This is a genomic window from Dactylosporangium thailandense (genome assembly GCF_059739745.1).
On record NZ_AP029195.1, the window covers coordinates 9,044,056 to 9,069,683 of the forward strand.

Below are 25,628 nucleotides of genomic sequence, written 5' to 3' on the forward strand. Positions count from 1 at the left end.
CTACTCGACCGTCGAGAAGCGGATCGAGCCGGCCATGAGGTCCGGGTGCTCTATGGTCAGCGCCAGCGCCACCGACTCCTCCAGGCTCAGCGCGCCGCCCGCGGCGTAGGCGGTGTCGAAGGCCGTGTCGCCCATCGACCGGCGCAGCTGCGCCTGCTGCTCGGTCCAGAACACGCCGAACGCGCCGATCGAGCAGCGCAGCCGGATGCGCGCCGACTGGGCCGCGCCGAAGAGCCGGGCCGCGGTCGGCAGGTCCTCGGCCAGGGCGCAGCGCACCGCCACCGCGTTGAGGGTCTCGCAGACCCGCAGGTGGAAGCCGTGGGTCATGCGCGAGCGCAGCGCGACGATCAGGTGGTCGTGGGCGGCGACGAGATCGCCGCGGGCCAGCGCGACCATGCCCAGCAGCATGTCCACCGTGCGGCGCCCGCGCTCCAGCGGGCGGCTGTTCTCCAGCGGGCGGGCGCTGGCCAGCAGGTCCGCGGCCTCGTCCAGGGCGCCGCGCCGCCACAGCAGCTGCGCGAGGGCGAACACGGCCGACAGCGCCTCGCCGGCCACGCCCTGCTCGTCGGACCAGCCGATGACGTCGCGGGTGAGCCGCTCGGCCTCGTCGGTGCGCCCCATCTCCAGCAGCGGGGCGCCGCGGGCCGAGAGGATGCGCGCGATCAGGCCCGGATCGCCCGCCCGCCGCGCGGCGGACTCGGCCCGCTGCGAGAACCGCAGCTCCTCGACCGTCTCGCCGTCGGCGCCCGCGTGCAGGGAGTGCATGTGGTACGCCGCGGCCAGCTCGGCGTCCGGCACCGGCTCACCGGTGGCGCTGATGCGCTCGTAGAGCCGGAACAGCCACATCCGGCCCTCGCGGACCAGGCCGCGCTCCCGCCACCACTGGTCCAGCGAGCCGGCCAGGGCCAGCCCCTGCCGGGCGCTGCCGCGGGTCACGGTCCAGTGCAGGGCCGCGCGCAGCTCGTCGGCGAGCGGGTCCAGCGTGTAGAGGGACAGCGTCACCGGACGCCCCTCGTGGTCCAGGTAGGCGTCGTGGGCCGCCTGCAGGCACCAGGCGACGTGCCGCTCGCGCGCCGACTCCTCCTCGCCCGCCTCGAGCAGCTGCCGGGCGGCGAACGCGCGGATGGGGTCCAGCATGCGGTACGTCGCGCTGGTGGCCCCCGCCTCGGCCTGCAGCAGCGACTTGTCCACGAGCGTGGCCAGCGGGTCGAGCGGGTCGCCGTCGTGCAGCCACTCGATCGCGGGCAGGTCCACGGGGCTGGCGAAGACCGAGAGCCAGCGCAGGAGCCGGGCCGAGCGCGCGTCGAGGGTGCGGTAGGACCAGCCGACCGCGGCCTGCATCGTGCGGTGCCGGTCCGAGGCCTCGTCGAACGCGGCCGGGGAGCCGGCGTCGAGGGTGCCGAGGACGTCGCCGATGCGGTCCGCCAGCTGCGGTACCGAGAGCAGGCGCAGCCGGGCCGCGGCCAGCTCGAGCGCGAGCGGCAGCCCCTCCAGCGACTTCGCGACGCGGGTGAGGTGCGCGATGTCGCCGGGCTCGACGGGCCGGCCGCCGCGGGCCGCGGACGCGCGGTCCACGAGCAGGGCCACGGCGTCGCTGAAGCCGCCGCCGCTGGCCGCCTCGACCGACAGCGGCGGGATGCGCCAGACGACCTCGCCGGCCAGGCCGAGCGGCTCGCGGGAGGTGGCCAAAACGTAGATCTCGGGGCCGGCCGACAACAGCCGCGCCACGAGCCGCCGCGCCGCGGACAGCTGGGCGTCGGAGGTGTCGAGCAGCACCAGGAGCCGGCGGCCGCGGACGTGGTCGGCGATGGTCTGCACGACGGCGCGCCCGGGCTCGGGGCGCAGGCCGAGCGCGGCCGCGACGCTGACGTCGACGAGGTCGGCGGTGGCCACGGCGCTCAGGTCGGCGAACCAGACGCCGTCGCGGAAGCGCTCGACGATCTCGCCGGCCGCCTCGACGGCGACCCGGGTCTTGCCCGCGCCGCCGGCCCCGACGACGGTGACCAGGCGGTGCCGCTGGATGAGGTCGCGCACGGCGGCCCGCTCGGCGGCGCGGCCGATGAAGCGGGTGGTCTGCACGGGCAGGTTGTGCGCGGGCGCGTCGATGGTGCGCGGGCGCGGGAACTGCCGGTCGAGGCCGGGCGCGACGAGCTGGAAGATGCGCTCGAAGCCGTCGAAGCCGCGCAGCCGGTGCAGGCCGAGATCGAGCAGCCACGCGCCGTCGCCGAGCGGGCCGTTCTCCAGGCCCGGGTCGGTCGGGTCGACCGGGGCGGCCGAGGACGACAGGCCGACGTGGGCGGCGGTCGCGGCCGAGCACAGGACCTGCCCGCCGTGGGCGGCGGCGGCGACGCGGGCGGCGCGGTGGACCTCCGGGGAGGTGTACTCGCCGCCGTACGGCTCGGCGAAGCCCGTGTGCAGGCCCATCCGGACCTTCGGGCGGGCGTCGGGGCTCGGCCAGTCGTGGGCGGCGAGCGCGCGCTGGGCCTCGGCACAGGCGGCGAGGGCGCGGGCGGCGTCAGGGAAGGCCACGAACAGCGAGTCACCCTCGGTGAAGAGTTCCACACCGTCCGCTTTGGACAGCGCGCGGCGAATCACCTCCCGGTGCTCGTGGAGCACCGGCCGGTATCCCGCACCGAGCATCTGGGCCAGACGCGTCGAGCCCTCGATGTCGGTGAAGAGGAAAGTCACCAGCCCGCTGGGCAGGTGGGTCCGCCCCGACACGTGAAACCTCCGCCTTCCTAATTCAGGCGTGCCCCATATTTCCCCAACCAAGTGGCGCGCGCATCGTAGAAACGGTCGATCCCGGATTGGTCATCCGGGGCGATCCGTGCTGGTCAGCAACGATGAGAGGCAAAGCTTGAGTGGGTTTCGGGTGACGTAACGACAACACTCCGGCAGCGGATGTGGCACAACAGGACACAACATCAAAGCCGTTTCGGCAGTACAAAACGAAACCCACCCGTAACAATGTTTCAGCAACCGCAGGCGCCGCCGCAGCAACCGCCGCCCGGCCTCGCGCCAGAGCCCCCGCTCGGAGCCCCACCTGAAGCCCCGCCGACGGCCACCGTGGACAGCAGCTTCACCGTGTCGTCGTGGCCCGCCGGACAGGCGGTCTTCACATTCGCTTCACGCATCGGGCGTTGCACCTCGAAGGTGTCGCCGCAGGCCCGGCAGCGGTATTCGTAACGTGGCATTCCCACAGGCTATGCCACGTTGGCACATGCCCGGGAATTCGGAATACTCGAACCCGTGGCAAGCGACGACGAGAAGCCGGAGGGTCAGCAACCGACCACAATGGACACTCCCCCGGCCCCCTCCATCCGGCCCCCCGCTCCCCGGGACCCGGACGAGCGGACGATCCCGGTGGAGATCATTGCGCCGGAGCTGAGCCAGTCCACCGACCCGAAGCCGCCCCACCAGCCCAGGCACGCGGCCGAGGACGAGCGGCGACCCAGCTGGTTCCAGTCACGGCGGGCGGCGGACGTCCTGGAGGCGCGCCCCGAGAAGTCGGCGCGCGCGGTGGCCCGGCGCGAGTGGTTCGACCGGGTCAGGACCCGGCCCGGCTTCCGGTTCCTGCTGCCCGGCGTGCTGCTGCTGGTGCTGCTCACGGCGGCCGGGATGGCCGGCCGATACGTGGTGCCCGCGGCGGCCAAGCCGCGCGCGGACGCCTCCGTGTCCGGGGCGGCTCCGGGCGGTACCAACGGCGTGCCCCCGATCACGGGAGCGCCGGAGACCGGCGAGGCCCCGCGGCCCGAGGACCCGTCCGCGTCGCCCACCTTCAGCCCCCCGGCCGGCATCCACCAGCGCCCGGCCGACGTCTACGGCGCGTGGGCGGGCACCCGATCGGTGCGGCTGAACATCCCGGTCGTGGCGCTGCAGGCGTACGGCTACGCGGAGGCGGTCACCGCGCGCTCGACCCCGAAGTGCCACCTGACCTGGACGACCCTCGCGGGCATCGGCAAGATCGAGTCGGACCACGGCCAGACCAACGGTTCGGTACTGCAGGACGACGGCCGATCCGTCCCGCCCATCGTCGGGCCGCCGCTGGACGGGCAGAACGGGCGGCAGTCCGTGGCCGACACCGACCAGGGCGCGCTGGACACCGACCGGACCTGGGACCGGGCGGTCGGGCCGATGCAGTTCCTGCCGGCCACCTGGAAGCAGTACGGCCTCGACGCCGACGCCGACGGGGTGATCGACATCAACGACATCGACGACGCCGCGCTCACGGCGGCCGCATTCCTGTGCGACAACGGGCGGGACCTGGCCACGCTGGAGGGGTGGAACGCGGCGATTCACGCGTACAACGTGCCGGAGGAGTACCGGGCGGCCGTCTTCAACGCCACCAACGACTACGGGCGCAAGGACCGGCAGAGCTAGGCTTCCGCCCTTCCTGGCCGGGCTTGGCTACCCACGGGCCGCTTGCGCGGCTCGGCGCGCGGCCCTGGCCTCTCACGGGCCGGCGCGGACGGCCCGGCACGCGCCCTCGGCTACCCACGGGCCGCTCGCGCGGCTCGGCGCGCGGTCCTGGCCTCTCACGCGGCCTGGGCTTCCGCGGGCCGCATGCGCGGCTCGGCGCGCGGCCCTGACCTCTCACGCGGCCTGGGCTTCCGCGGGCCGGGCGCCGGGGCGGTTCGGCGCTTGTTTCGGCCTCGACGCGGGCGGCGGGGGCAGGCGAAATCAGCTCTCAAGGTAGATCAATGCCACGCTCTGCGCTCTGGTACTTCCGCTCAGCCACAAACAAGGGCAGGCTTAGGGCGTGAAGGTGCGCGAGTGGGACCCAGGGACCGCGCCCGCGGCCGAGCTCGAGGCGGTCCTGCGGGCGCTGAACGACATCGTGACGGTCGATGTGCCCGAGGACCCGCCGTGGCGCGAGACCATGTTCCGGGAGTATCTCGCCGTCACCATGCCGGGTGAGCGGCGCACGTCGTGGCTGGCCACCAGCGACGGCGGGGAGATCCTCGGGCACGCGAGCCTGCTCGCGCTCGAGGACATCGGGGTGCTCGAGCTGTCGGTGACCCCGAGCGCCCGCCGGAGCCGGGTCGGCACCGCGCTGCTGGCCGCCGTGGCCCGCCGCGCCGCCGAGGAGGGCTTCGAGTCCGTCGGCGTCGAGGTGATCGGCGGCACCCCGAGCGTGAAGTTCTTCGAGGCGCACGGGTTCGAGTGCGCCTTCATCGAGATGCGCAACCTGCTCGACCTGGCCGGCGTGGACTGGCTGCGGCTGGGCGAGATGGCGGCGGGGATCGGCGCCGGCTACCGCATCGAGTACTACCCCGGCGGCCCGCCCCCGGAGCTCTACGCCGGCTACGCCGCGGCCAAGGAGGCGGCTCGCGCCGCGGTGATCGACGACCTCGCGCTGCGCCCGAGCTCGTACGACTCCGAACGGCTCGCCGCGAGCCTGCGCACCCTGCACGCGCGGGGGCTCAAGCCGTACATCGTGCTGGCCGTCCACGAGCAATCCGAGACGATCGCGGGCCTGACCGAGGTCGTGGTGCCGGCCCAGCGCCCGACGCGGGCGGACCAGTACGACACGATCGAGGTCCCGAGCCACCGCGGCTACGGCATCAGCCGCGCGATCAAGGCCCGCATGCTGTTCGAGCTGCGCGCGGCCGAGCCTCACCTCCTCGACGTGCAGACGTGGAACGCGCTGGAGAACGAGCCGCTGCTGCAGGTCAACGCCGAGCTGGGGTTCAAGCCGGACCGCGAGTGGCGCGAATACGAGGCCGACGTCGTCGACCTCCTGCGCCGGCTCAAGAGCTGAACCCTCCAGCCGAACCCGCCGTCAGACAGCCAACCAACCAGCTGAACCCGTCGCCACCGGGCCGCCGAGCAAACGCCAGCGGCCCGCCGAGCGCCAACTGCCGAGCAAACGCCAGCGGGCCGCCGAGCACGCCCGCTGCCGCCCGGTCGAACGGCTCAACCCGCCGCCACCGTGCCCAGCGAACCGGTCGACGCATCCCAGAACCACGTCGGCCGGCGGCGGCAAGCACCTACACCGCCCGGCGAAGCACCTACACCCGTCCGCAAAGCAACCGCATCACCCCGGCAAAGCAACTCGCACCGCCCGACCAAAAGGACCGCGTCGAAACACGGATCGGCCGTTGCGCCCGCCTCTCATTTCAAAACTCATTCTAGCCGACGCCGAAAAATCCCCAACGATGATCATGACTCAGAGTGATGGAGTGTCACCCCCTTGTCAGCTTGCCGCCCACGGGCCCGTCACGAAAGTGCCGTCCGTGGTAAAGGGGAACGCGTTGGGCTTGCAGCCGTTCAAGGCGATCGTCTGCGTCTGCATCACCGGCGCCACCTGGCCCGAGCCCGGGCACTTCATATGGTCGAAGCCCAGGAAATGCCCCAGCTCGTGCAGCACCGTCATCGCGTGGAAGTCGATCCCCGCCGGGAAGCCGTCGATGCCCTTCAGCCAGCGCCGCAGGTTCAGCAGGATCGTCTTGCCGTAGCGGCAGGAGTAGATGCCCTGCGTCGTCACGCCGACGGCCTTGCAGAGCTTGTCCACGGTGCCCGGCGTCGCGAGCTTCAGCGTCACGTTGTAGTCCGCGCCGCTCACCCGCTGGAACTTCCAGCTGGCCCCGCTGATCTTGTTCGGCTCGTAGGTCACGGGGTGCTCGGCCGACTTCGTCCAGCCGTCCGGCGACGCTATCGCGCGGTCCACCTCGGTCGCCAGGGTCTCGGTCGTCCAGACGGGATTGCTGCCCCAGGTGATCCCGTTCTCCATCTCGACCCGGTACTTCACCAGCGTCGCCGCGTCCGCCGAGCCGACGACGTCGGTGCCGCCCGTCGCCACGGTGAACGTGCCGCTCGCGGTGTTGGGCACGCCGTCGTTCGTGTTGGCCTTGCCGCCGCCGGTGTCGCCGCCGGGGTTGACCTTCTTGACCGTGGCCGAGGGCTTCGGGGTGGCGGACTTCTTCGGGGCCGGCGCGAGCTCGCCGACGCCCTCCAGCTGGCCCACCGGGAAGGGATCGGAGCTCGACGGCGCCTCGAACGACGCGGCCGTGTCGGCCGGCGGGGACGACACCGCGTTCGTTCCGCAGCCGGCCAGCACGGAGAGTAGCGCCACCGTCAGCCCGATGTGTCTCGCTCTGGTCCCCAGCACGCGCCGAGCCTAGGGGAACTTCCCCGGCGATGCTGCCCCTCGATGGAATCCATCACGGTAAGCAACGCAAGGGAGGGGACCGCACGTCTTTGTACAGTCCCCTCCCCCGAAGAACCCGTCAGAACATCAGGCGGGCAGGGTCCACTTCTGGGCGCCGGTGCCGTTGCAGGTGTAGAGCTGCACGGCGGTGCCGTCGGTGGAGACGCCGCCGGTCACGTCCAGGCACTTGCCCGACTGCGGGTTGCGCAGCGAGCCGTCGGCCTGGGCGGCCCAGTTCTGGGCGCCGGAGCCGTTGCACGTCCACAGCTGGATCTTGGTGCCGTCGGCCGAGCCGCCGCCGGAGACGTCCAGGCACTTGTTCAGGGCCCGCAGCGTCTGGCCCGACACCGTCCAGTTCTGGGCGCCGGAGCCGTTGCAGCCGTACAGCTGGATCTGCGTCCCGTCCGCCGTGCCCGCGCCCCGCACGTCCAGGCACTTGCCCCCGAGGCCGCGGACCGGGCCGCTCGCGACCGTGGTGCCCTTGACGAACGTGAAGTCGTCGAGGTCGAACAGGCCGGTGCCGGTTCCCGTGAACGTCAGGTACACGTTCGCCGTCCCCGTGGGCACGCCGGTCAGCGGGGCGCTGACGTCGGCGTACGTGTCCCAGCTCCCCGTGTTGGGCACGGTGACGGTGCCCAGGATCGGGCCGGTGGTCGAGCCCGTGCGCACCTGGATCTGGCCGCCGGGCCCGCCGGAGACGACCCGGGCCCGCAGCGAGGTCGCGCCGCCGATGTTGAGCCCGTTGTACGCCGCCCAGTCCCCCGGGTCGATGTACCCGAGCGTCTGGCCGTTGTGCGCGCCCGCCTTCGTGTAGGGCTGGACCCCACTGGCGGAGCTGAACAACTCCGCCTGCTGGGCGTCGTCCGCCGAGCGCAGGCGGATGTTGCGGAACGAGACGTTGTCGCCCGCGCCGTGATTCTGGATGCCGATGTACCCGTCGAGGTTGCGGGCCGGGTCGGTGTTGGTGAAGTCGTTGATCAGCGTGCCGTTGAGGTACACCCGGAGCCGCTGGCCCTCGACCGAGATCTCGTAGGTGTTCCATGCGCCGGGCGGGTTGAGCGCGGCGTCGCGGGCGGCGATGTTCGCGGACTGGAAGTTGTAGATCGCGCCGGTGGTGTGATCGGGCGTGTCGGTGGCGTCGATCTGGATCTCGTACCCCTGGTTGATCGCGATGTTCGGGTCGTTGCCCGGGTTCGGGAACCCGACGTAGACGCCCGAGTTGCTGTCGCCCGTGATCCGGAAGTCGGCCTTGAGCGAGTACGACGTGCCGAACTGCTTCGCGGAGTACCAGTACAGCCCCAGGCCGCCGGTCGAGCTCAGGGTGGCGTCGGCGTTGGTGAAGCCGCCTGGGCCGGCCTGCGACCAGCCCGTCGTGGAGCCGTTGTAGAGCGCGGTGTAGCCGGTCTCGGGCCGGCAGTCGGCCTGGGCCCGCTTCGAGGCGTACCGGATGCCGCCCAGCACCTGGTTGCGGAAGTTGCCGTCGGCGTACGACTCCTGGGTGTGCCCGAAGCCGGTGTAGAACGACCGTCCACTGTCGATCGTCTTGCACCAGGTGATCGGGTGGTCGGCACCCATCGAGCCGCCGGAGTACGACGACTCGTCGAGGGTGGCGAGCACGTGCGCGGTCGCGCGCGGGTTGGTCTGGTAGTTGTACAGCTCGTCGGTGCGGGTCCAGACCTGCGGCAGGTGCGCGGTGGCGGGGTTCGCCCGGTCCTCCGTGCGCGAGTTGACCTGCTGGATCGCGGGGTGGCTGGCGAACCAGGCCCCGACCAGCTGGCCGTAGAAGGGCCAGGAGTACTCGGTGTCGGCGGCCGCGTGGACGCCGACGTAGCCGCCGCCCCCGCGGATGTAGGACTCGAACGCCGCCTGCTGGGTGTCGTTGAGCACGTCGCCGGTGGTGCTCATGAACACCACGGCCTCGTACTGGGCCAGGTTGGCCGTCGTGAACGCGTTCGCGTCCTCGGTGGCGGTGACGGTGAAGTTGTTCGCCGCGCCGAGGTCGCGCACGGCCTGGATGCCGGCCGGGATCGAGTCGTGGCGGAAGCCCGCGGTCTTGGAGAAGACCAGGACGTCGTACGGCGAGTCGGCGGCCTGCGCCGGGGCGGCCACCAGCAGGCCGCAGACCAGGATCGCGGCGAACGTCAGTGCACGGAGCCTCATGGCAGGGTCCACTTCTGCGCGTTGGTGCCGTTACAGGTGTAGAGCTGCACGACGGTGCTGTCGGCGGAGTTCGCCCCGGCCACGTCGAGGCACTTGCCGGAGGCCGGGTTCTTCAGCGAGCCGTCCGCCTGGAGCGCCCAGTTCTGGGCCGCGGTGTTGTTGCACGTCCACAGTTGCACCTTGGTGCCGTCCGCGGTCGCGCCTGCGGAGATGTCCAGGCACTTGCCGAGCACCTTGAGCTGCTGGCCGGCCACGACGACGACCTGGGCGCCGGTGCCGTTGCAGGTGTAGATCTGCATCTGGGTGCCGTCGGCGGAGCCGGCCCCGCGGGCGTCGAGGCACTTGCCCGCGAGCCCCTTCACCGGCCCGACGCCGTTGCCGCCGGCCCCGGTGACGAAGGTGAAGCTGTCGAGGTCGAACAGGGCGCCCGTGGTGCCGCCGGAGAAGGTGAGGTACAGCGACGTCGTCCCGGCCGGCGCGTTGGTGATCGGGCCGCTCACGGTCGTGAACGTCTCCCAGGAGCCGGTCACGGGCACCGTCGCGGAGCCGATCACCGTGCCGGTCGGCGAGCCGGTGCGCAGGGTCAGCGTGCCGCCCAGGCCGCCGGAGGAGACCCGGGCGCTGAACGAGGTCGCGTTGTTCAGCTTGTACGGGTCGAAGCCGATCCAGTCGCCGTTGTTGATGTTGCCGACGGTCTTGCCGCCCTCGGCGGACGGCTTGGTGATCTGGTCGACGCCGAGGAAGGACTTGAAGAACTCGCCCTGCCGGTAGCGCGGCGCCATGATGCTCTGCGCGTGGACGGTGAGCCCGCCCTTGTCCGTGTACTGCGCGTCGAAGATCGGGAAGATGTTCGACGCCGAGTCGTGCTCGCCGTCGACCGGGATGTTGATCGTGCCCGCGCAGCCGGTCTGCGAGGTGATCGCGTGCGCGTGCTGGTCGTGGCCGAGCACGTAGGTCATCGTCACCTTGCTGCAGTCGATGGCCCCGTCCTCGGGGTCGGTGACGGTGACGCTCCACGGCACCGAGTCACCGAACGACACGAGCTGCCCGGGCTTGGGCCCGTTGATGACGACCGTCGGCGCGGTGTTGCCGACGCTGATGATCACGCCGGCGGTGCCGATGGCGCCCTGCGGGTCCTTGGCGGTGAGGGTGACCGAGTAGGTGCCGTTGGCGGTGAACGTGTGCGACGGGTTGGCGGCGGTCGAGGTGCCGCCGTCGCCGAACGTCCACGAGTAGGTGATCGCGCCGCCCTCGGGGTCGGTGGAGCCCGCGGAGGAGAAGTTCACGGCGAGCGGGGCCGAGCCGGAGGTGACGTTCGCGCTCGCGACGGCGGTCGGGGCCCGGTTGCCGCCGGCGCCGACGTAGTCGTAGCGGTAGAGGGCGGAGTTCTGGTCGCCGTTGAAGTAGCCGGTGCCGTAGTCGAGGACGTACAGCGCGCCGTCGGGGCCGAACTGCATGTCCATGACCTGCTTGCCGTTCCACGGGAAGTTGTCGATCGCCCCCGGGGAGCCGTCCGCATTGATCTTGATCGGCTTGATCCAGCCGCGGCCGAACTCGCCGGCGAAGAAGAGTCCGTCGAGGGACTGCGGGAACTTCGTGGTCGACGGGTTGGCGGCGTCGTAGTGGTACACGGGACCGCCCATCGGCGACTCCGAGCCGCCGCCGAACTCGGGCGGGCTGCCCGCGTCGCCGCCGTAGCGGATCCACGCCGGCTTGGCCGGGGGCAGGGTGCTCAGGCCGGTGTTGCGGAACGAGTTGTTGGTCGGGCCGCCGGCGCAGTTGTACTTCGCGCCCGTGGAGTTCGTGGCGAAGTTCCACTCGTTGTAGGTCTCGGTGCTGGTGTTCGTGCCGGTGCAGTACGGCCAGCCGTAGTTGCCGGGCGCGGTGATCCGGTTGAACTCGACCTGCCCGGACGGGCCGCGGTTGGGGTCGGTGGCGCCGGCGTCGGGGCCGTAGTCGCCGACGTAGACGATGCCGGTGGCCTTGTCGACGGTCATGCGGTACGGGTTGCGGAAGCCCATCGCGTAGATCTCGGGCCGCGTGTTCGCGGTGCCGGGGGCGAAGAGGTTGCCGCTCGGGATCGTGTACGTGCCGTTCGCGGCGACCTTGATGCGCAGGATCTTGCCGCGCAGGTCGTTGGTGTTGCCCGCGGAGCGCTGGGCGTCGTAGGCGGGGTTGCGGTCGGTGCGCTCGTCGAGCGGCGAGTAGCCGGCCGAGTCGAACGGGTTGGAGTCGTCGCCGGTGGACAGGTACAGGTTGCCCGCGGCGTCGAAGTCGATGTCGCCGCCGACGTGGCAGCAGATGCCCCGGTTGGCGGGCACGTCGAGGATGTTGACCTGGCTGGCCATGTTCACGCTGAAGTCGGCGTTGAGCGTGAAGCGGGACAGCCGGTTGACGCCCGTCCACGTGGTCCAGGTGGCGGCGGTGCCGGTGGCGGGCGCGTCGCCGGCCGGGGTGGACAGCGGCGGGGCGTAGTACAGGTAGATGTACCGGTTGCTCGCGAAGTTCGGGTCCGCGGCGACGCCCTGCAGCCCCTCCTCGTCGTGCGTGTAGACGGGGATGTTCGCGATGACGGTGGTGGTGCCGCCGGCGTCGGTGCGCCGCAGGGTGCCGTTGCGGGCGGTGTGCAGCACGGACCGGTCGGGCAGCACGGAGATGGTCAGCGGCTCGCCGACCTCGGGCTCGCCCTTGGCCAGGGTGACCTGCTGGAAGTCCGCCGCGTTGATGGCCGCGGCCGCGGGCGTGGCGGGCGCCGCGGCGAGGGTGAACGCGGTGGCGGTGAGGCTGGAAGCGACGAGGATCAGGGCGGCAGCTATCGGCCGCCATCGATGCCCGGAGGGTTGCTGGTTCACGGTGTCCCTTCCTGACGTGGTGAGGTGCCAGGCAGGGCGCGCGCCGTCGCGCCGGATGCCGGAGTCGACCCCGCGGCTCCGCCACATCCGGTGCCGATCCGGATACATTGATGAAACGCGCTGGTGTCGTGGGGGACACACTAGGGTCTTTAGCTACGGCTGTCCATACTTTGCAACTTCGATGCCGTAACTTTTGCTGGAACAAGAAAAAGGCTCCCGGCCATATGCTGTAGCCATGGGGGCTCAGGGTGCTTTGCGCAAGGACGCCGAGCGCAACCGCCGGCAACTGCTCGAGACCGCCAAGGTGGTCTTCGCCGAGCGGGGGCTGGAGGCGCCGCTCGACGAGATCGCCCGCCGGGCCCGGGTCGGCAACGCCACCCTCTACCGCCGCTTCCCCAGCCGCGGCCACCTCGTCGCCGCGGTGTTCGCCGAGGCGCTGCAGGAAGTGGTCGACGTGACCGAGCGGGCGCTGCGGGTCGAGGATCCGTGGGCGGCGTTCGCCGGGCACCTGACGTTCCTGTGCGAGGTGCAGGCGGGCAGCCGCGCGTTCGCCGACCTGCTGATCGCGACCGTGTCGGGGGTGCCGGAGCTGGAGAGCCTGCGCGGGCGGGCGTTTCGCGGGCTGACGGCGCTCGTCGACCGGGCCCGGGCGGCGGGCGTGCTGCGTCCGGACTTCCAGCCCGAGGACGTCGTGCCGATGCTCATGGCCAACGCGGGGCTGGTGGAACGGACCGCGCAGAGCGCCCCGACGGCGTGGCGGCGCCAGCTGGGCTACACCCTGGCCGGGCTGCGCGCCACGGCCGAGACCCTGGAGGTGCCCGCGGACCGGACGGGGATCCTGCGGGCGATGCACAACCTGGCCGAGCGCAGCGGGCTCAGCTGACGGCGAGGAGAGCGGCTAACAGGTCTCGCGCCAGGCGTCGAGGTCCATCTTCTTCTTCATCGACGAGAAGCGCAGGGCCTTGGTCCTGGCGCAGAAGGAGCCGGTCGAGCCGTCGTACTCGACGTGGAAGACCGGCTTCCCCGCGCTGATGAAGACCTTCAGGGTGTCGCACTCGTCGTAGCGCGCGCACTCCTCGTTCACGGCGAAGTCGAAGGCGGGCGCGAGCGCCGCGGCCTGCTCGACGTCGTTCTTGAGGCCCACGCCGAGCCCGGTGCGGTGGGCGAGGTCGGCCACGCGCCGGTTGAAGGTCAGCTGGTCGGCGGCGGTGAGCGGGAAGCCGCTGCTGTTGCTGTAGCCGTCGACGTTGTCGGGCTCCACCGCGTCGAAGCCCTTGTCCTTGCACTGCTTGAACCGGGCCGACAGCAGCGGCTCGAGCACGTCCCAGCGCCGGATGTCGAGCCACTTCTCCCCCGGCCAGCCGTCGAGGCCCTTGCCCTGCACCGACTCCGGGAAGTTCCTCGCGTCGGCGCGGAAGTCCTCGTGCGCGCCCACGTTCACGTAGCAGATGACGTGCCGGCCCGCGGCCTTGAGCGCGGCCACGTCGGCGGCCGAGGTGTTGGCGCCGTCGACGTCGTAGACCTCGGCCGGGACGGACTTGTCCAGCGCCCCGGTGAGCTGCCACTGCCAGGTCAGCCCGACCGCCGGCTTCCACCAGCCGCCCGCGGGCGGGGCCGCGGGGCCGGACGGGCCCGCCGAGCCCGGCGGGGACGCCGGCGCGGAGCCGAGACCGTCCGCATTGGACGGTCCGGCGCCCCCGGTGGCGGGGCCGTGCGAGCCGCCACCGCCGATGTCCCGGCCGTGCTGGTCCCCGCCGGTGCAGGCGGCCGCGTAGAGCACGGTCACCGCGACGAGGCCGAGCAGCAGGGCGCGCAGCCGGCGGGAGATCACCGCGCGGCGGCCCGGGCCCGCAGGGAGCTGGGGACGCCCTGGTACGGCAGCGGCGCCGCGAGGTCCGTCACCAGCCCGTGCCCGGCCCGGCGCAGCAGCAGTGCCGTCGCCTCGCCCAGCCGCGCCGTCGGCACCCCGTAGACGAGATGCGCGGCGTTGGGCCAGTCGCGTTCGGTGGCCGGCAGCGCGGCGTAGGACTCCCATGGCCCCTCGAACGTACACACCACGTCGGCGAGGGCCGCGTAGCCGGGCAGGCAGCGGGTGCCGGGGTTGAGCACGACCGAGCCGCGCACCGCGCGCACGACCTGGGTCACGTAGGCGAGCCCGGCCGCGTCGGAGGGCACCTGGTCGAAGAAGATGCCGCCGACCGGGTACTGCGACCAGCCCACGATGTCGCACCAGACCTCGCCGTTGGCGCGCTCGCCGTAGCCGAGGTCGACGTAGCCGAGCATGCGCACGCCGGCCTCGTGCAGGCGCCCGGTCGCCTCGGCGTAGACCTCGTCGCGGCCCGCGCCGGGGCCGTTGTGGACGTTGACGATCGTCCAGCAGGCCCCGCCGCGGGGCAGGCAGTCCCACGCCTCGGGGTCGGCCAGGGGGTGGACGTACAACGGCAGCAGCATCATGCTCGGTAACTCTCCGGATCGCGCAGGACGAGCGCCGCGACGGCGAGCCCGGGCAGAGCGGCCCCGAGCAGCGTCGCGACGGCGAGGGTTTCGGCGAACGTGGGCGCCACGTGGACCAGGGCCGGCGCCCAGTGCCCGACGCCCGTGACGAGCAGCGCCGGCCACCACACGACGATCGCGGCGGTGCCGGCGCGGCCGTGCGAGGCGAGCACCAGGCACAGCGCGTAGACGGCCATGAGCAGCACGGCCGCGGCGAAGGACTGCCCGCGCGCGAGCAGCCCGAACCAGACGGCCCCGGCGATGGCCGCGCCCACCAGGACCGGGACGGCGAGCACGGCGACGGTGCCGGCGCTGATCCGGCCGAGCCGGCGGTCGAAGGCGAACCGGTCGGCCAGGTCGGCCCGCGCGGACGCGATCCGCCGCTGGTGCCACACGAGGGTCAGTTCCATCAGCGGTACGCCGAGCAGCAGCGGCACCGCCGCCGGCGGCACCCGGTGCGGCGCGATCCCGTCGAGCGCGACGGTGCGCAGCAGCGCGGCCTGCCCGGTGCCGACGAGCCCGTAGAGGGCCGCGTAGCCGATGTCGTGCCGCCACGAGCGCCACCGCCGCCGGGTGACCTTGCGCGGAGACCGTTCCCGCAGCACGGGCAGGTAGGCGACCCCGACGAGCACGGCGACGCAGGCCAGCAGCCAGGACACGCTCAGGCCCGAGCCGAGCCCGGCCGTCGCCACCCAGCAGGGCACGACCGCCCCGATCACCGTCCGCTCCCGGTTGGTCACCAGGGTCACCGCGGCCACGGCGAACAGCGCGAGCTGGACGGCGGCCACGACGTAGGCGCGGGCGCCGGTGCCGATCAGCACCAGGCCCCACAGGGCGGTCAGGGCGAGGAAGCCGGCCCCGAGCAGCCGCGCGGCCGCGGTGCGCCCGCGCTCGGACAGCGCCCGGTAGCCCAGGTACGACAGCGCCTGCCCGCCGCCCCACCCGAGCATGAGCGTGCCGGTGGTGGCCAGCCCCGGCACACCGTCCACTTCGGACGACGCGCCGACGCCGATGACGAGCGGGGTCAGGTAGATCAGCGCGCGCAGGAGGGTGTCGGCGACGGCCCGGCCCGCGCCGGGGCCCTCGGGCGGCACCGGGCGGATCTGCTGGGTGTCGGCCGCGTCGAGGGTGCGTGCGACCACGCGCCCGGCGAGCGCGAAGACGGACGGGGCGCCGTACTCGCGGTCGGCGACCCGGTCGTTGATGCCGTTCGCCTCCAGGATGGCCGCGATCTCGTCGATGTCGACGGCGCTGAGGCAGTCGTCGCGCATCCTGTCCGCGAGCGCGGCGACCGGGTCGGCGGCGACCCGGCCGACGTAGCGCAGCGGCTCCGGGCGGTCGAGTTCGCTGGGCCGGGCCCGCCGCTGCGCGGGCACGATGACGAGCGAGTCACCGCTCATGCCGAGACCAACAAGCTGGCGGGCTCCGGGACGAGGGAGCGGTACTTGGCGCGGTAGGCGGACAGGCAGCGGTCCAGGGTGTACTCCGACAGTGCCCGCTGCCGTCCACTGTGGCCGATCGTGGCCCGGAACTCGGCCGAGGACAGGAACGCCACGCACGCGGCGGCGAACGCGGCCGGGTCCCGCGGCGGCACCACGAGGCCCGCGTTGCCCACGGCCTCGGCCACGCCGCCGACGTCGGTGCTCACCGTCGGGCGGCCGCACATCATCGCCTCCAGCACGGTGTACGGCATCCCCTCCGAGATGCTCGACAGCGCCGCCACCTGCCCGGCGGCGAACGCCTCGCGGCTGGACGCGCACGGCCCGGCCCACGTCACCGCGTCGCCGAGCCCGAGGGACTCGGCGACCGCGCGGCAGTCGGCGGCATAGGACTCGTTGCCGTCCGGGACCGGGCCGGCCAGGTGCAGCCGGGCGTCGGGGATGGACTGCCGGACGATGGCGAGCGCGCGGATGAGCGTCTCGAGGTCCTTCAGCGGGTCGATGCGCCCGACCCAGGAGATGACCGGCTCGGCGGGCTCGCCGGGCAGGGGCGGGAAGCGCTCCGGGTCGACGCCGTTGCCGATGACGGCGAGCTTGGCCGGGTCGGCGCCGTGGCGCACCGCCCAGCGCGCGTTGAACCCGCTGACCGGGGTGACCAGGTCGGCCTCCCAGTACGCCAGGCGCGCCAGGGCCCGGTGGAAGCGCAGCAGCGCCGTCTTCACCCCGGGCGACTGGGCGCCGGCGGCGAGGTACCGCTCGCGCAGGTACACCCCGTGCTCGGTCATCAGGAAGGGCACCCCGAGGCGCCACTTCGCGGCGAGGGCGACCATCGCCGAGAGCCCGTTGGCGTTGGCGTGCACCAGCTGGGCGTCCTCGGGCAGCGGCGCGGCGAGCGGGCGGAGGGCGTGCTCCAGCAGCACCGCCGCCTCGTCCGCCTCCCGCAGGGTGAGCCGCGGCAGCCGGATGCCGTCGGCCGCGGCCTTGGCCCAGGCGTCGAGCAGGATGTCGGCCAGGCCGGCGCCCGCGAGCGGGTGCCGGCCCACGCGGCGGCCGAAGCGGGTGCGGCCCAGCACGTCGAGGCGGCCGGGAGCGCGGACCGGAAGCGCCAGCTCGGCGAGGGCCCGCAGGCCCTCGGCGAACAGGACGAGGTCGGGCGCCGAGTCGCCGAGCATGCCCCGGCACAGCAGCCCCGCGGCCCGCTCGGCCCGGCCGCGCGCGGGGCGGGCCGGGCCCCAGACCGGCACCGGGCGCAGCGACCGGACGTTGCCGGGCAGCGCGATCGCGGGCCGGTCGGGCTCGGTGCCGACGATGGCGACCAGGTCCCACTCCACTTCGGACAGCCCGCGTACCAGCTGGTCGCACCAGGTGGTGACGCCGCCGGTGGCGTACGGGTAGGTGCCTTCGTTGACGAGGACGACGCGCACGGCGACCCGGCTCAGCTCGGGAGGCTCAGGAGCTGCCGGCCGTTGCTGGCGATGCCGCGCCAGGCGGAGCGCTCGCCGCCGTAGGCCTCGCCGAACGCGCCGCCGCCGACCTCGAGGCCCAGCAGCGAGGCGGTGACGAGCGTGGTGCCGCTCGGCATGGTCAGCGGCACGTCCACCGCGGCGCCCTTGTTGGTGACGGTGACCTTGCCGTCGAGCAGGTACGCCTCGATCTGGCGGCTCTGCACCGCGGCGGTCCAGGCCGCCTGGCGCCGGTTCTGCAGCGCGGTCTCGGCGAACTTCACGTTCACCACGGGGGTCGCGGTGGTGTAGGTGTTGCGGTACCGGGCGAGGACGGCGTCCAGCACCGGGTACAGGATCCGGTCCTCGGCGAGGTTGCTCTGGTGGGCGTAGTGCGGGGCCGGGTTCGCGGAGACCACGTGGTCGTAGGCGATGCGCGACTCCAGCGGCACGATGTGTTTCGTGAAGCCGCTCGCGCCCAGCGGGCTGATGCAGGTCGACTGCGGGTTGTTCTCGCAGATGCCGCTGCCGCCGTCGGCCGCGCTGGTGTAGAGCCAGTTGTACTCGTCGACCTCCTCGGCGACGGTGGCCACGTTGTAGTAGATGTTCATCGGGAACCGGGGCACGGTGACGGCGTTGCCCACGGGCCGGGCGGTCTGCTCGCGGGAGGCGTCCGAGGCGACGTACCTGACCCCGTTGGCGTTGAGCGCCGGCGCGAGGTTCGGGTTGTCGGCCGGCATCTGCGGCAGCGTCCTGAGGCCGGAGTGCTCGCCGGTGACGAGCTCGCTCGCGTCGATCGGGATGCCCTTGGACTTGGCCCAGTCCACGTTCTGCTTGATCTGCGCGGAGATGTCGGCCTGCGACACCCACTGCCCCGTGCACTTCCACGGCGTCACCGTGAAGTCCTGCACACAGCCGAGGTAGGTGTGCTCGTAGGTGTGGTTGATGAAGCGGAACTGGCTCTTGTTCGCCACGACCGCCGCGGTGAGCGGGTCGCCGGGGCCGGCCTCCACGCTGCCGCCGCCGTTGAACACGACGTCGAGCTTGATCCCGCGCGCCTTCTGCCACGCGACGAGCGCGTTCACGTCGTCCTTGGTCATGCGGATGGTCTGGTTGTACGGCAGGGTCGCCGGGTCCCGCCGCGGGTTGCAGTCGTCGCCGACGGTGCAGTTGTGCACGGTGTCCCAGCGGTCGTCCGGCAGGAGGACGTCGTCGACGTGGACGCTGAAGTAGTTGCGCGTGTAGCCGAGGTGGGTGCCGCGGGTCAGCCAGGTGATCAGGCCGTGCCCGAGCTCCATGGCGTGGGTCTGGTATCGGTTGGCGGCCAGCGTCACCACGAGCTCCTCGCGGCCGTCGTGCGCGTAGACGCCCATGAGCGAGCCGGTGGCCCCGCCGCCGGGCTTCGCCCCGGTGACCAGGGGCGTGAAGGTCGCGCCGGCCGGAACCGCGGCGGCGCCGAGGTAGCCGAAGGACTCCGAGACCGCCGGGTCGCGGTCGTCGACCGGGACGGCGCCCTTGAGGTAGCCGAACCCGGCCGCCTTGCCGGCGTCGGTGACCTGCATGGTGGAGCCGTCCAGCACCCCGCTCCAGGTGTTGGTGAGGCCCACGCCCGATCCGGCGAAGGTGTACGCGTCGATCTGGCGCACCTTGAACTCGCGCTCGAAGCCGGCCAGCACGGTCGCCTCGGCCCCGGTCACCGAGTTCTCGTTCGGCACGATGACGCCCTGGAACTTGGCCCGGCGCACCCCGCTGACGGTGTCGGCGAGGTAGGCGGCGGTGAGCTGCGGGCGCGCGGGCGCGGCCAGGTCCAGCGTGTCGTAGGGCACGCCCTCGCGGTCGAGCTGGGCGCGGAGGGTGTCGATGCCGGTGCTGTCGTCGTCGAGCACGAGCACGCGCAGGTCGATGCGCTGCTTGGGGGCGGCGGTGGCCAGCGCGGGCTGGGCGAGGGCGATGCCGGCGAGGCCCAGCAGGGCCAGCGATCCGGCGACGATCCGGGACTTCAAGGTGCTCGTGCTCCTTCTCAGGCGGCCTTGACGACTTCGGCGATCGATGAGGCGACGATGGAGTGCAGGGTGTGGCGGGCACGCCAGCCGAGGCGGGCGCGGATGCGGGCGGGGCTGGCGACGACCGCGGCGGGGTCGCCGAGGCGGCGCGGGGCCTCGTCGTAGGGCAGCGGGCGGCCCAGCGCCCGGCCGACGGCGGCGATCATCTGCAGCACCGAGGCGCCCTCGCCGCGGCCGACGTTGAGCACCTCGTCGCGCAGCTCGTCCTCGTGCAGCGCGAGGGCCGCGCGCACGTGCGCGTCGGCGATGTCGGCCACGTGCACGTAGTCGCGCACGGCGGTGCCGTCGGCGGTCGGGTAGTCGGTGCCGAAGACGGTCGCCGGGATGCCCAGCGCGGCGGCGCGCAGCAGGCGGGGCACGAGGTTCGTGCCGCCCTCGTCGCGCAGGTGGGGTGCGGCGGCGCCGGCGACGTTGAAGTACCGCAGCGCGCCCCAGCGGAATCCGCCGCTCGCCGCGGCGTCGCGCAGCATCCACTCGCCGACGAGCTTGGTCCGGCCGTAGGCGTTCTCGGGCTCGGTGGGGTCCTGCTCGCGCACCGGGGAGCGGCGGGGCGTGCCGTAGACGGCCGCGCTGGAGGAGAACAGCACCGAGCGGGTCCCGGTCTCGGCCACGGCCGCGAGGACCGAGCCCAGGCCGTCGAGGTTGTCGCGGTAGTACCGCAGCGGGTGCGCGGCCGACTCGGCGACGTCCTTGCGCGCGGCGAGGTGGATCACCCCGTCGGGCCGGTGGCGGCGGAACACCTCGCGCACGGCCGCGGCGTCGCGCACGTCGGCGCGCAGCAGCGGCACCCCGAACGGCACCCGCGCGGCCCGGCCGGTGGACAGGTCATCGACGACAATGCATTCGAGGCCGGCCCCTTGCAGGGCGGCCACGACGTGCGCGCCGATGTAGCCGGCGCCTCCGGTGACGAGCCATCTCACGATCAGCGCAACGAGGGCCTAACCCGCCCGATCGGGCAACTGTCGCGTTCCTGACACTTCGCGCAGACCGGATTTCACCGGCGCGGGGCCGTAACCAGGGCCATGAGCTGCGACAACAATTCTGCAGCCGGAGTGGCGGGGAAATCGCCGCGACACGCCCAATATGCCCGATTTGGGCGATAGCGTCCGGCGCCCGAAAACGCCGGCGGTCCGGCCTCCCCGCCGAGTTCGTCGTCGGCCGGGAGGACCGGACCGGATGCCCCGAAGAGGCTTAGATGCGGCTCAGGAGGCGGGCGGCGTCGCTCGCCCAGTAGGTCAGGATCAGCTGGGCGCCGGCCCGGCGGATCGACGTGAGCGTCTCCAGGATGACCCGCTCACGCTCGAGCCAGCCGTTGGCGACCGCGGCCTCGACCATCGCGTACTCACCGGAGACCTGGTAGGCGGCCACGGGCACGTCGACCATCTCGGCGACCCGGGTGACCACGTCGAGGTACGGCAGCGCGGGCTTGACCATGACCATGTCCGCGCCCTCCTCGATGTCGAGGGCGACCTCGCGCAGGGACTCGCGCAGATTGGCCGGGTCCTGCTGGTAGGCCTTGCGGTCGCCGGTGAGCGCGGACTCCACGGCCTCACGGAACGGGCCGAAGAAGGCGCTGGCGTATTTGACCGCGTAGGCGAGCAGGGCGATGTCGGTGTGCCCGGCCCGGTCCAGCGCGCTGCGGACCACGCCGATCTGGCCGTCCATCATCCCGGACGGGCCGAGCACGTGGGCGCCGGCCTCGGCCTGGGCGAGGGCCATCAGCTCGTACTGCCGCAGCGTCGCGTCGTTGTCGACGGAGCCGTCGGCGGCCAGCACGCCGCAGTGCCCGTGCGAGGTGAACTCGTCGAGGCAGAGGTCGGCCATGACCACGGTGGCGTCGCCGACCTCGGCGATCACGTCACGGATGGCAACGTTGAGAATGCCATCCGGGTCGATGCCACCGGAGCCGGTCTCGTCACGCGTCTGCGGCACGCCGAAGAGCATCAGGCCGCCGACGCCCTCGGCGACCGCCTCGGCCGCGGCCTTGCGCAGCGACTCCCGGGAGTGCTGCACGACGCCGGGCAGGGAGCTGATCGGCCGCGGCTCGGTCAGCCCCTCCTTCACGAACATCGGCAGGATCAGGTTGGACGGCTGCACGTGCGTCTCGGCCACGAGCCGGCGCATCGCGGGGGTGCGACGCAGCCGGCGCGGCCGGACCTCAGGAAAACCCACGGGAGTGACCCCCTTTAGCGGAACCTCAGGGCGGTAGGGCCCTGCACCTTCGAACCGCGGCGCTGCTTCGCGGGCATCGCGGCGAGCTTCTCGCGCAGTTCCACAGCGTAGCTCGCCAGCGCCTCCACCAGGTCCGGCACGGAGGCGTGGGCGGGCTGCACGTCGACGCGCAGACCGAACTCGACCGCGGTGTCGGCGGTCTTCGGCCCGATCACCGCGACGACCGTGCGGGCGTGCGGCTTGCCGGCGATGCCGACCAGGTTGCGCACCGTGGACGACGAGGTGAAGAGCACCGCGTCGAAGCCACCGGACTTGATCGCGTCGCGGATGTCGGCCGGCGGCGGGGCGGCGCGCACGGTGCGGTACGCCGTCACGTCGTCGACCTCCCACCCGAGCTCGGTGAGCCCGGCGGCGAGCGTCTCGGTCGCGATGTCGGCCCGCGGCAGGAGCACCCGGCCGACCGGGTCGAGCACCTCGTCGTGCGGCGAGAACTCGGCCAGCAGGCCCTCGGAGGACTGCTCGCCGCTCGGCAGCAGCTCGGGCACGATGCCGAAGCCGCGCACGGCCTCGGCCGTGGCCTCGCCGATGCAGGCGACCTTGACGCCGCCGAAGTGGCGGGCGTCGAGGCCGTGCTCGGCGAACTTCTCCCACACCGCGCGCACGGCGTTGACGGAGGTGAAGACGGTCCACGCGTAGCGGCCGTCGACCAGGCCCTTGATCGCGCGCTCCATCTGCGCCGGGGTGCGCGGCGGCTCGACGGCGATCGTCGGCACCTCGCACGGGATGGCGCCGTAGGCCCGCAGCCGCTCGCTCATCGCGCCGGCCTGCTCCTTGGTCCGCGGGACCAGGACCTTCCAGCCGTAGAGCGGGCGGTTCTCCCACCAGCCGAGCTTCTCGCGCTGCCCGACCCCGGCCCCGAGGCACAGCACCACGCGGCCGGCGAAGCCGAGCGCGGCGGCGACCATGCTGTCGACGCTGGAGGCGGAGCTGTACTGCGTCTCGCCCGTGCCGTCCCCGGTGATCGAGACCGGCGTGGCCGGGTCGACCCCGGCGGCGAGGAGCCCGTCGCGCACGGCGGCGAGGTCCCCGGCGTCGACGGCGAGGGCGGAGGAGCCGCGGGCCACGGCGGCGGCGACGGACTCGAAGTCGACGGACTGCACGTCGTCGACGTCGGCGGTCACGCGCACGCCGGGCAGCGGTACCCCGGCGTAGGTCGCGACGCCGGCGGCCTGCCCGATGCCGGGCACGACCTCGAACGGCACCGCGGTGCGGGCGACGGCCTGCACCTCCTTGAGCACCGTCTCGTGCGCCAGCGGGTCGCCGCCGACGAGGTGGATCGCGCGCAGGCCGGAGCGGGCCGCGGACAGCAGCACCTTGGCGACGTCGCCGGGGGCGCCCTCGGCCGGGCTGAACTGGCACTCCGGGTCGGCCTCGGCGCGGATCGCGGCGAGCAGCGGCTCCGGGACATTACGGTCGTGGACGACGTGGTCGGCGGTCACCAGCGCCTCATGGGCGCGGCGCGTCAGCAGGCCAGGGTCGCCGGGGCCGGCCCCGACGAAGGCGATCCGGCCGGTGCTGCCCTTACGGGTGCGGGTCATGCTGCACTCCCAGTGCGTTGTCGGCGCCTTCTTCGCGCAGGTCGCGGGCCAGGGCTCGGCCCACCTCCGCGGCGTCGGCGAGCGTTCCGGTGCGCGAGAGCCGGAGGGCGAAGCCGCCGTCCGGGCTGAACACCGCACCGCGCAGATAAATCTCCGGCCCCTCATCGCCCTCGGCGACCTCGGCCAGTGCCGCGATCGGGGCGGAGCAGCCCGCCTCGAGCTCGGCCAACAGCGCCCGCTCGGCGGTGACCGCCGCGCGGGTGTACTCGTCGTCGAGCGCGGCGAGGACCTCGCGCAGCTCGGCATCGTCTTCGCGGCACTCGACGGCCAGTGCGCCCTGCGCGGGGGCGGGCAGCATCAGCAGCGGATCGAGCACCTCGGTGGCCTCGCCGCCGCGACCGAGCCGGGCGAGCCCGGCGTGCGCGAGGACGATGGCGTCGAACTCGCCCTCGGCGAGCTTGCGCAGACGGGTGTCGACGTTTCCCCGCATCGGTACCGTCTCCAGCCGCCGCCCCAGCGCGTGGATCTGGGCGATCCGGCGCAGCGCCCCGGTGCCGATCCGCGCGTTGTCGGGCAGTTCGTTGAGCGTGAGCCCGCCGCGGGCGACCAGCGCGTCGCGCGGGTCCTGGCGGGCCGGGATCGCGGCCACGACCAGCCCCTCGGCCGGCGCGGTCGGCAGGTCCTTGTAGGAGTGGACGGCGAAGTCGATCTCCTTGGCCAGCAGCGCGTCGCGCAGGGCGGAGACGAACACGCCGACGCCGAGCTGCGGGACGGGCGCGTTCGACCGGTCGCCGGGCGTGACGATCTCGACCAGGTCGACGGCGCGGCCGGTGCGCTCGCGCACGGCGTCCGCCACGGTGGTCGACTGCGCCATCGCGAGCGCGCTGCCCCGGGTGCCGAGCCTCAACGTCACGGGTGCACCTCGGAAGCCTCGGCCGGATCGATGCCGGCGGTGGGGATCTGCAGATCGAACAGCTCGCGCAGCGCCTGAGCATAGGCCTCGCCGCCCGGGGCCGCCGCCAGTTGCCGGACGCGGACGGTCGGCTGGTGGAGCAGCCGCTGGACGATCCGGTGGATGCTGTGGGAGACCTCGGCCCGGGCGTCGTCGCCCAGCTCGGGGCAGCGCTGGGCCAGCCGGCGCAGCTCGGCCTCGACGACCTCGTCGGCCCGGGCGCGCAACGCGGCCACGGTCGGGGCCACGTCGGCGCCGCGCAGCCAGGTGAGGAAGGCCTCGACCTCGGCCGCGACGATCTCCTCGCCGGCCCGCTCCTCCGCGTCGGCGGTGGTGGACAGCGACTCGGACAGCAGCTCGATGTCGACAAGCGTGATGCCGGGCAGGTCGTGCACGGCGGGGGCGACGTCCCGCGGCAGGGCCAGGTCGAGCACGAGCAGGTCGTGCTGCCGGGCGCCCTCCGACCGGTCCGCGCCGGCGACGGCCCCGGCCAGCAGCGGCGCGTCGAGCACCGGCTCCGGCGACGCGGTGGCGCTCACGACGACGTCGACCCGCTCGAGCAGCGACGGCAGCTCGGCGAAGGGCACCGCCTCGGCCCCGTGCAGCTCGGCGAGGCGCTCGGCGCGGGCGTGGCCGCGGTTGGTCACATACAGCGGGGCGGCCCCGGCCCGGCGCAGGGTCGCCAGCGACAGCGCGCCCATGGCCCCGGCGCCGATGACGAGCGCGGGCCGGCCCTCGACCGGCGCGGTGGCGCCCTGGCCGTAGGCGAGCGCGGCGCTGACCACGCTCTGCCCGGCCCGGTCGATCTCGGTCTCGGCGTGCACCCGCTTGCCGACGCGCAGGGCCTGCTGCAGCAGCTCGTGCAGGAGGCGTCCGGCCGTGCCCCGCTCGGCGGCGGTGCCGTAGGCGTCGCGGAGCTGGCCGAGGATCTGGGCCTCGCCGACGACCATCGAGTCGAGCCCGGCGGCGACGCGGAACGCGTGCCGGACGGCGTCGGCCTCGTAGTGGACGTACAGCTGGGGGGCCAGCTCGCTCATGGCGAGCCCGGCCCGGACGGCGAGCACCCCGCCGATGTCGGCGAGGCCGCCGTGGAATGCGGTGACGGCGGCGTAGATCTCGACCCGGTTGCAGGTGGACAGGACCACGGCCTCGTCCACGTAGGGCAGCGCGACGAGCTCGGCGAGCACGGCCGGCAGGTCGTCGGGGCCCAGCGTGACCCGCTCCAGCAGCGGCACTCCGGCGGTCCGGTGCGAAAGCCCGACGACGAGCAGATTCACGCCTCCGGTCACGACGTCACCTCCGCTTCG

At 73.1% G+C, this 25,628-nt stretch carries 18 protein-coding genes; 3 read left to right on the forward strand and 15 right to left on the reverse strand.

From position 1 onward, the window contains the following. Together AC6JBM_RS40225 and AC6JBM_RS40230 are read right to left on the reverse strand one after the other, a co-directional pair. Positions 1-2,721, reverse strand: coding sequence for a winged helix-turn-helix domain-containing protein (locus AC6JBM_RS40225; protein WP_497979068.1), 2,721 nt, complete (start codon positions 2,719-2,721; stop codon positions 1-3). A 251-nt stretch (positions 2,722-2,972) separates the two neighbouring features. Then, positions 2,973-3,194, reverse strand: coding sequence for an FmdB family zinc ribbon protein (locus tag AC6JBM_RS40230; protein ID WP_350612233.1), 222 nt, complete (start codon positions 3,192-3,194; stop codon positions 2,973-2,975). Positions 3,195-3,249: 55 nt separating this feature from the next. On the opposite strand from AC6JBM_RS40230, the gene AC6JBM_RS40235 reads away from it, so the two are divergent. Together AC6JBM_RS40235 and AC6JBM_RS40240 are read left to right on the forward strand one after the other, a co-directional pair. Next, positions 3,250-4,380: a lytic transglycosylase domain-containing protein gene (locus tag AC6JBM_RS40235; RefSeq protein ID WP_497979069.1), complete on the forward strand. Its 1,131-nt coding sequence runs from the start codon at positions 3,250-3,252 to the stop codon at positions 4,378-4,380. A 379-nt stretch (positions 4,381-4,759) separates the two neighbouring features. Further along, the gene (locus AC6JBM_RS40240; RefSeq protein WP_497979070.1) at positions 4,760-5,761 is read left to right on the forward strand and encodes a GNAT family N-acetyltransferase; all 1,002 of its coding nucleotides are present in this window, start codon (positions 4,760-4,762) and stop codon (positions 5,759-5,761) included. Between the two features lie 435 nt (positions 5,762-6,196). Here the strand turns inward: AC6JBM_RS40240 and AC6JBM_RS40245 are convergent, their stop codons facing one another. The 3 genes from AC6JBM_RS40245 to AC6JBM_RS40255 form a co-directional block, all read right to left on the reverse strand. Continuing rightward, on the reverse strand, positions 6,197-7,111 hold the full coding sequence (locus tag AC6JBM_RS40245; protein WP_497979071.1) for a DUF3152 domain-containing protein: 915 nt from the start codon (positions 7,109-7,111) through the stop codon (positions 6,197-6,199). A gap of 126 nt (positions 7,112-7,237) precedes the next feature. After that, positions 7,238-9,310 (reverse strand): ThuA domain-containing protein, encoded by a 2,073-nt coding sequence (locus AC6JBM_RS40250; protein ID WP_497979072.1) that lies wholly within the window; start codon positions 9,308-9,310, stop codon positions 7,238-7,240. Further along, the gene (locus AC6JBM_RS40255) at positions 9,307-12,162 is read right to left on the reverse strand and encodes a PQQ-dependent sugar dehydrogenase (protein ID WP_497979073.1); all 2,856 of its coding nucleotides are present in this window, start codon (positions 12,160-12,162) and stop codon (positions 9,307-9,309) included. Before AC6JBM_RS40255 ends, AC6JBM_RS40250 begins: the two co-directional genes overlap by 4 nt. A gap of 235 nt (positions 12,163-12,397) precedes the next feature. On the opposite strand from AC6JBM_RS40255, the gene AC6JBM_RS40260 reads away from it, so the two are divergent. Beyond that, positions 12,398-13,045 (forward strand): TetR/AcrR family transcriptional regulator, encoded by a 648-nt coding sequence (locus tag AC6JBM_RS40260; protein WP_497979074.1) that lies wholly within the window; start codon positions 12,398-12,400, stop codon positions 13,043-13,045. Between the two features lie 15 nt (positions 13,046-13,060). Here the strand turns inward: AC6JBM_RS40260 and AC6JBM_RS40265 are convergent, their stop codons facing one another. The 10 genes from AC6JBM_RS40265 to AC6JBM_RS40310 form a co-directional block, all read right to left on the reverse strand. Beyond that, the gene (locus tag AC6JBM_RS40265) at positions 13,061-13,993 is read right to left on the reverse strand and encodes an endo alpha-1,4 polygalactosaminidase (RefSeq protein WP_497979075.1); all 933 of its coding nucleotides are present in this window, start codon (positions 13,991-13,993) and stop codon (positions 13,061-13,063) included. Continuing rightward, complete coding sequence (locus AC6JBM_RS40270) at positions 13,990-14,616, reverse strand: spherulation-specific family 4 protein (protein WP_497979076.1); 627 nt, start codon at positions 14,614-14,616, stop codon at positions 13,990-13,992. Before AC6JBM_RS40270 ends, AC6JBM_RS40265 begins: the two co-directional genes overlap by 4 nt. Beyond that, complete coding sequence (locus tag AC6JBM_RS40275) at positions 14,613-16,055, reverse strand: hypothetical protein (protein WP_497979077.1); 1,443 nt, start codon at positions 16,053-16,055, stop codon at positions 14,613-14,615. Before AC6JBM_RS40275 ends, AC6JBM_RS40270 begins: the two co-directional genes overlap by 4 nt. Continuing rightward, a complete protein-coding gene (gene pelF / locus AC6JBM_RS40280; RefSeq protein ID WP_497979078.1) occupies positions 16,052-17,518 on the reverse strand; it encodes a GT4 family glycosyltransferase PelF in 1,467 nt (488 codons plus the stop codon). Before pelF ends, AC6JBM_RS40275 begins: the two co-directional genes overlap by 4 nt. An 11-nt stretch (positions 17,519-17,529) precedes the next feature. Then, complete coding sequence (locus AC6JBM_RS40285) at positions 17,530-19,539, reverse strand: hypothetical protein (protein WP_497979079.1); 2,010 nt, start codon at positions 19,537-19,539, stop codon at positions 17,530-17,532. A gap of 17 nt (positions 19,540-19,556) precedes the next feature. After that, positions 19,557-20,519: a UDP-glucose 4-epimerase GalE gene (gene galE / locus AC6JBM_RS40290; RefSeq protein WP_497979080.1), complete on the reverse strand. Its 963-nt coding sequence runs from the start codon at positions 20,517-20,519 to the stop codon at positions 19,557-19,559. Positions 20,520-20,790: 271 nt separating this feature from the next. Further along, entirely contained in the window at positions 20,791-21,771 is a 981-nt protein-coding gene (hemB, locus tag AC6JBM_RS40295) for a porphobilinogen synthase (protein ID WP_497979081.1), read from the reverse strand. 14 nt (positions 21,772-21,785) lie between these two features. Further along, positions 21,786-23,369 (reverse strand): bifunctional uroporphyrinogen-III C-methyltransferase/uroporphyrinogen-III synthase, encoded by a 1,584-nt coding sequence (locus AC6JBM_RS40300; protein ID WP_350612247.1) that lies wholly within the window; start codon positions 23,367-23,369, stop codon positions 21,786-21,788. After that, positions 23,353-24,282, reverse strand: coding sequence for a hydroxymethylbilane synthase (gene hemC, locus AC6JBM_RS40305; protein WP_497979082.1), 930 nt, complete (start codon positions 24,280-24,282; stop codon positions 23,353-23,355). Before hemC ends, AC6JBM_RS40300 begins: the two co-directional genes overlap by 17 nt. Then, on the reverse strand, positions 24,279-25,598 hold the full coding sequence (locus AC6JBM_RS40310) for a glutamyl-tRNA reductase (protein ID WP_497986633.1): 1,320 nt from the start codon (positions 25,596-25,598) through the stop codon (positions 24,279-24,281). The genes hemC and AC6JBM_RS40310 overlap by 4 nt, the downstream gene beginning before the upstream one ends. Positions 25,599-25,628 lie beyond the last annotated feature (30 nt).

Coding starts and splice junctions, on each gene's coding strand:
- AC6JBM_RS40230 (WP_350612233.1), bottom strand. CDS start 3,194: ATGCCACGTTACGAATACCGCTGCCGGGCCTGCGGCGACACCTTCGAG.
- AC6JBM_RS40260 (WP_497979074.1), top strand. CDS start 12,398: ATGGGGGCTCAGGGTGCTTTGCGCAAGGACGCCGAGCGCAACCGCCGG.
- AC6JBM_RS40275 (WP_497979077.1), bottom strand. CDS start 16,055: ATGAGCGGTGACTCGCTCGTCATCGTGCCCGCGCAGCGGCGGGCCCGG.
- AC6JBM_RS40270 (WP_497979076.1), bottom strand. CDS start 14,616: ATGATGCTGCTGCCGTTGTACGTCCACCCCCTGGCCGACCCCGAGGCG.
- AC6JBM_RS40250 (WP_497979072.1), bottom strand. CDS start 9,310: ATGAGGCTCCGTGCACTGACGTTCGCCGCGATCCTGGTCTGCGGCCTG.
- AC6JBM_RS40300 (WP_350612247.1), bottom strand. CDS start 23,369: ATGACCCGCACCCGTAAGGGCAGCACCGGCCGGATCGCCTTCGTCGGG.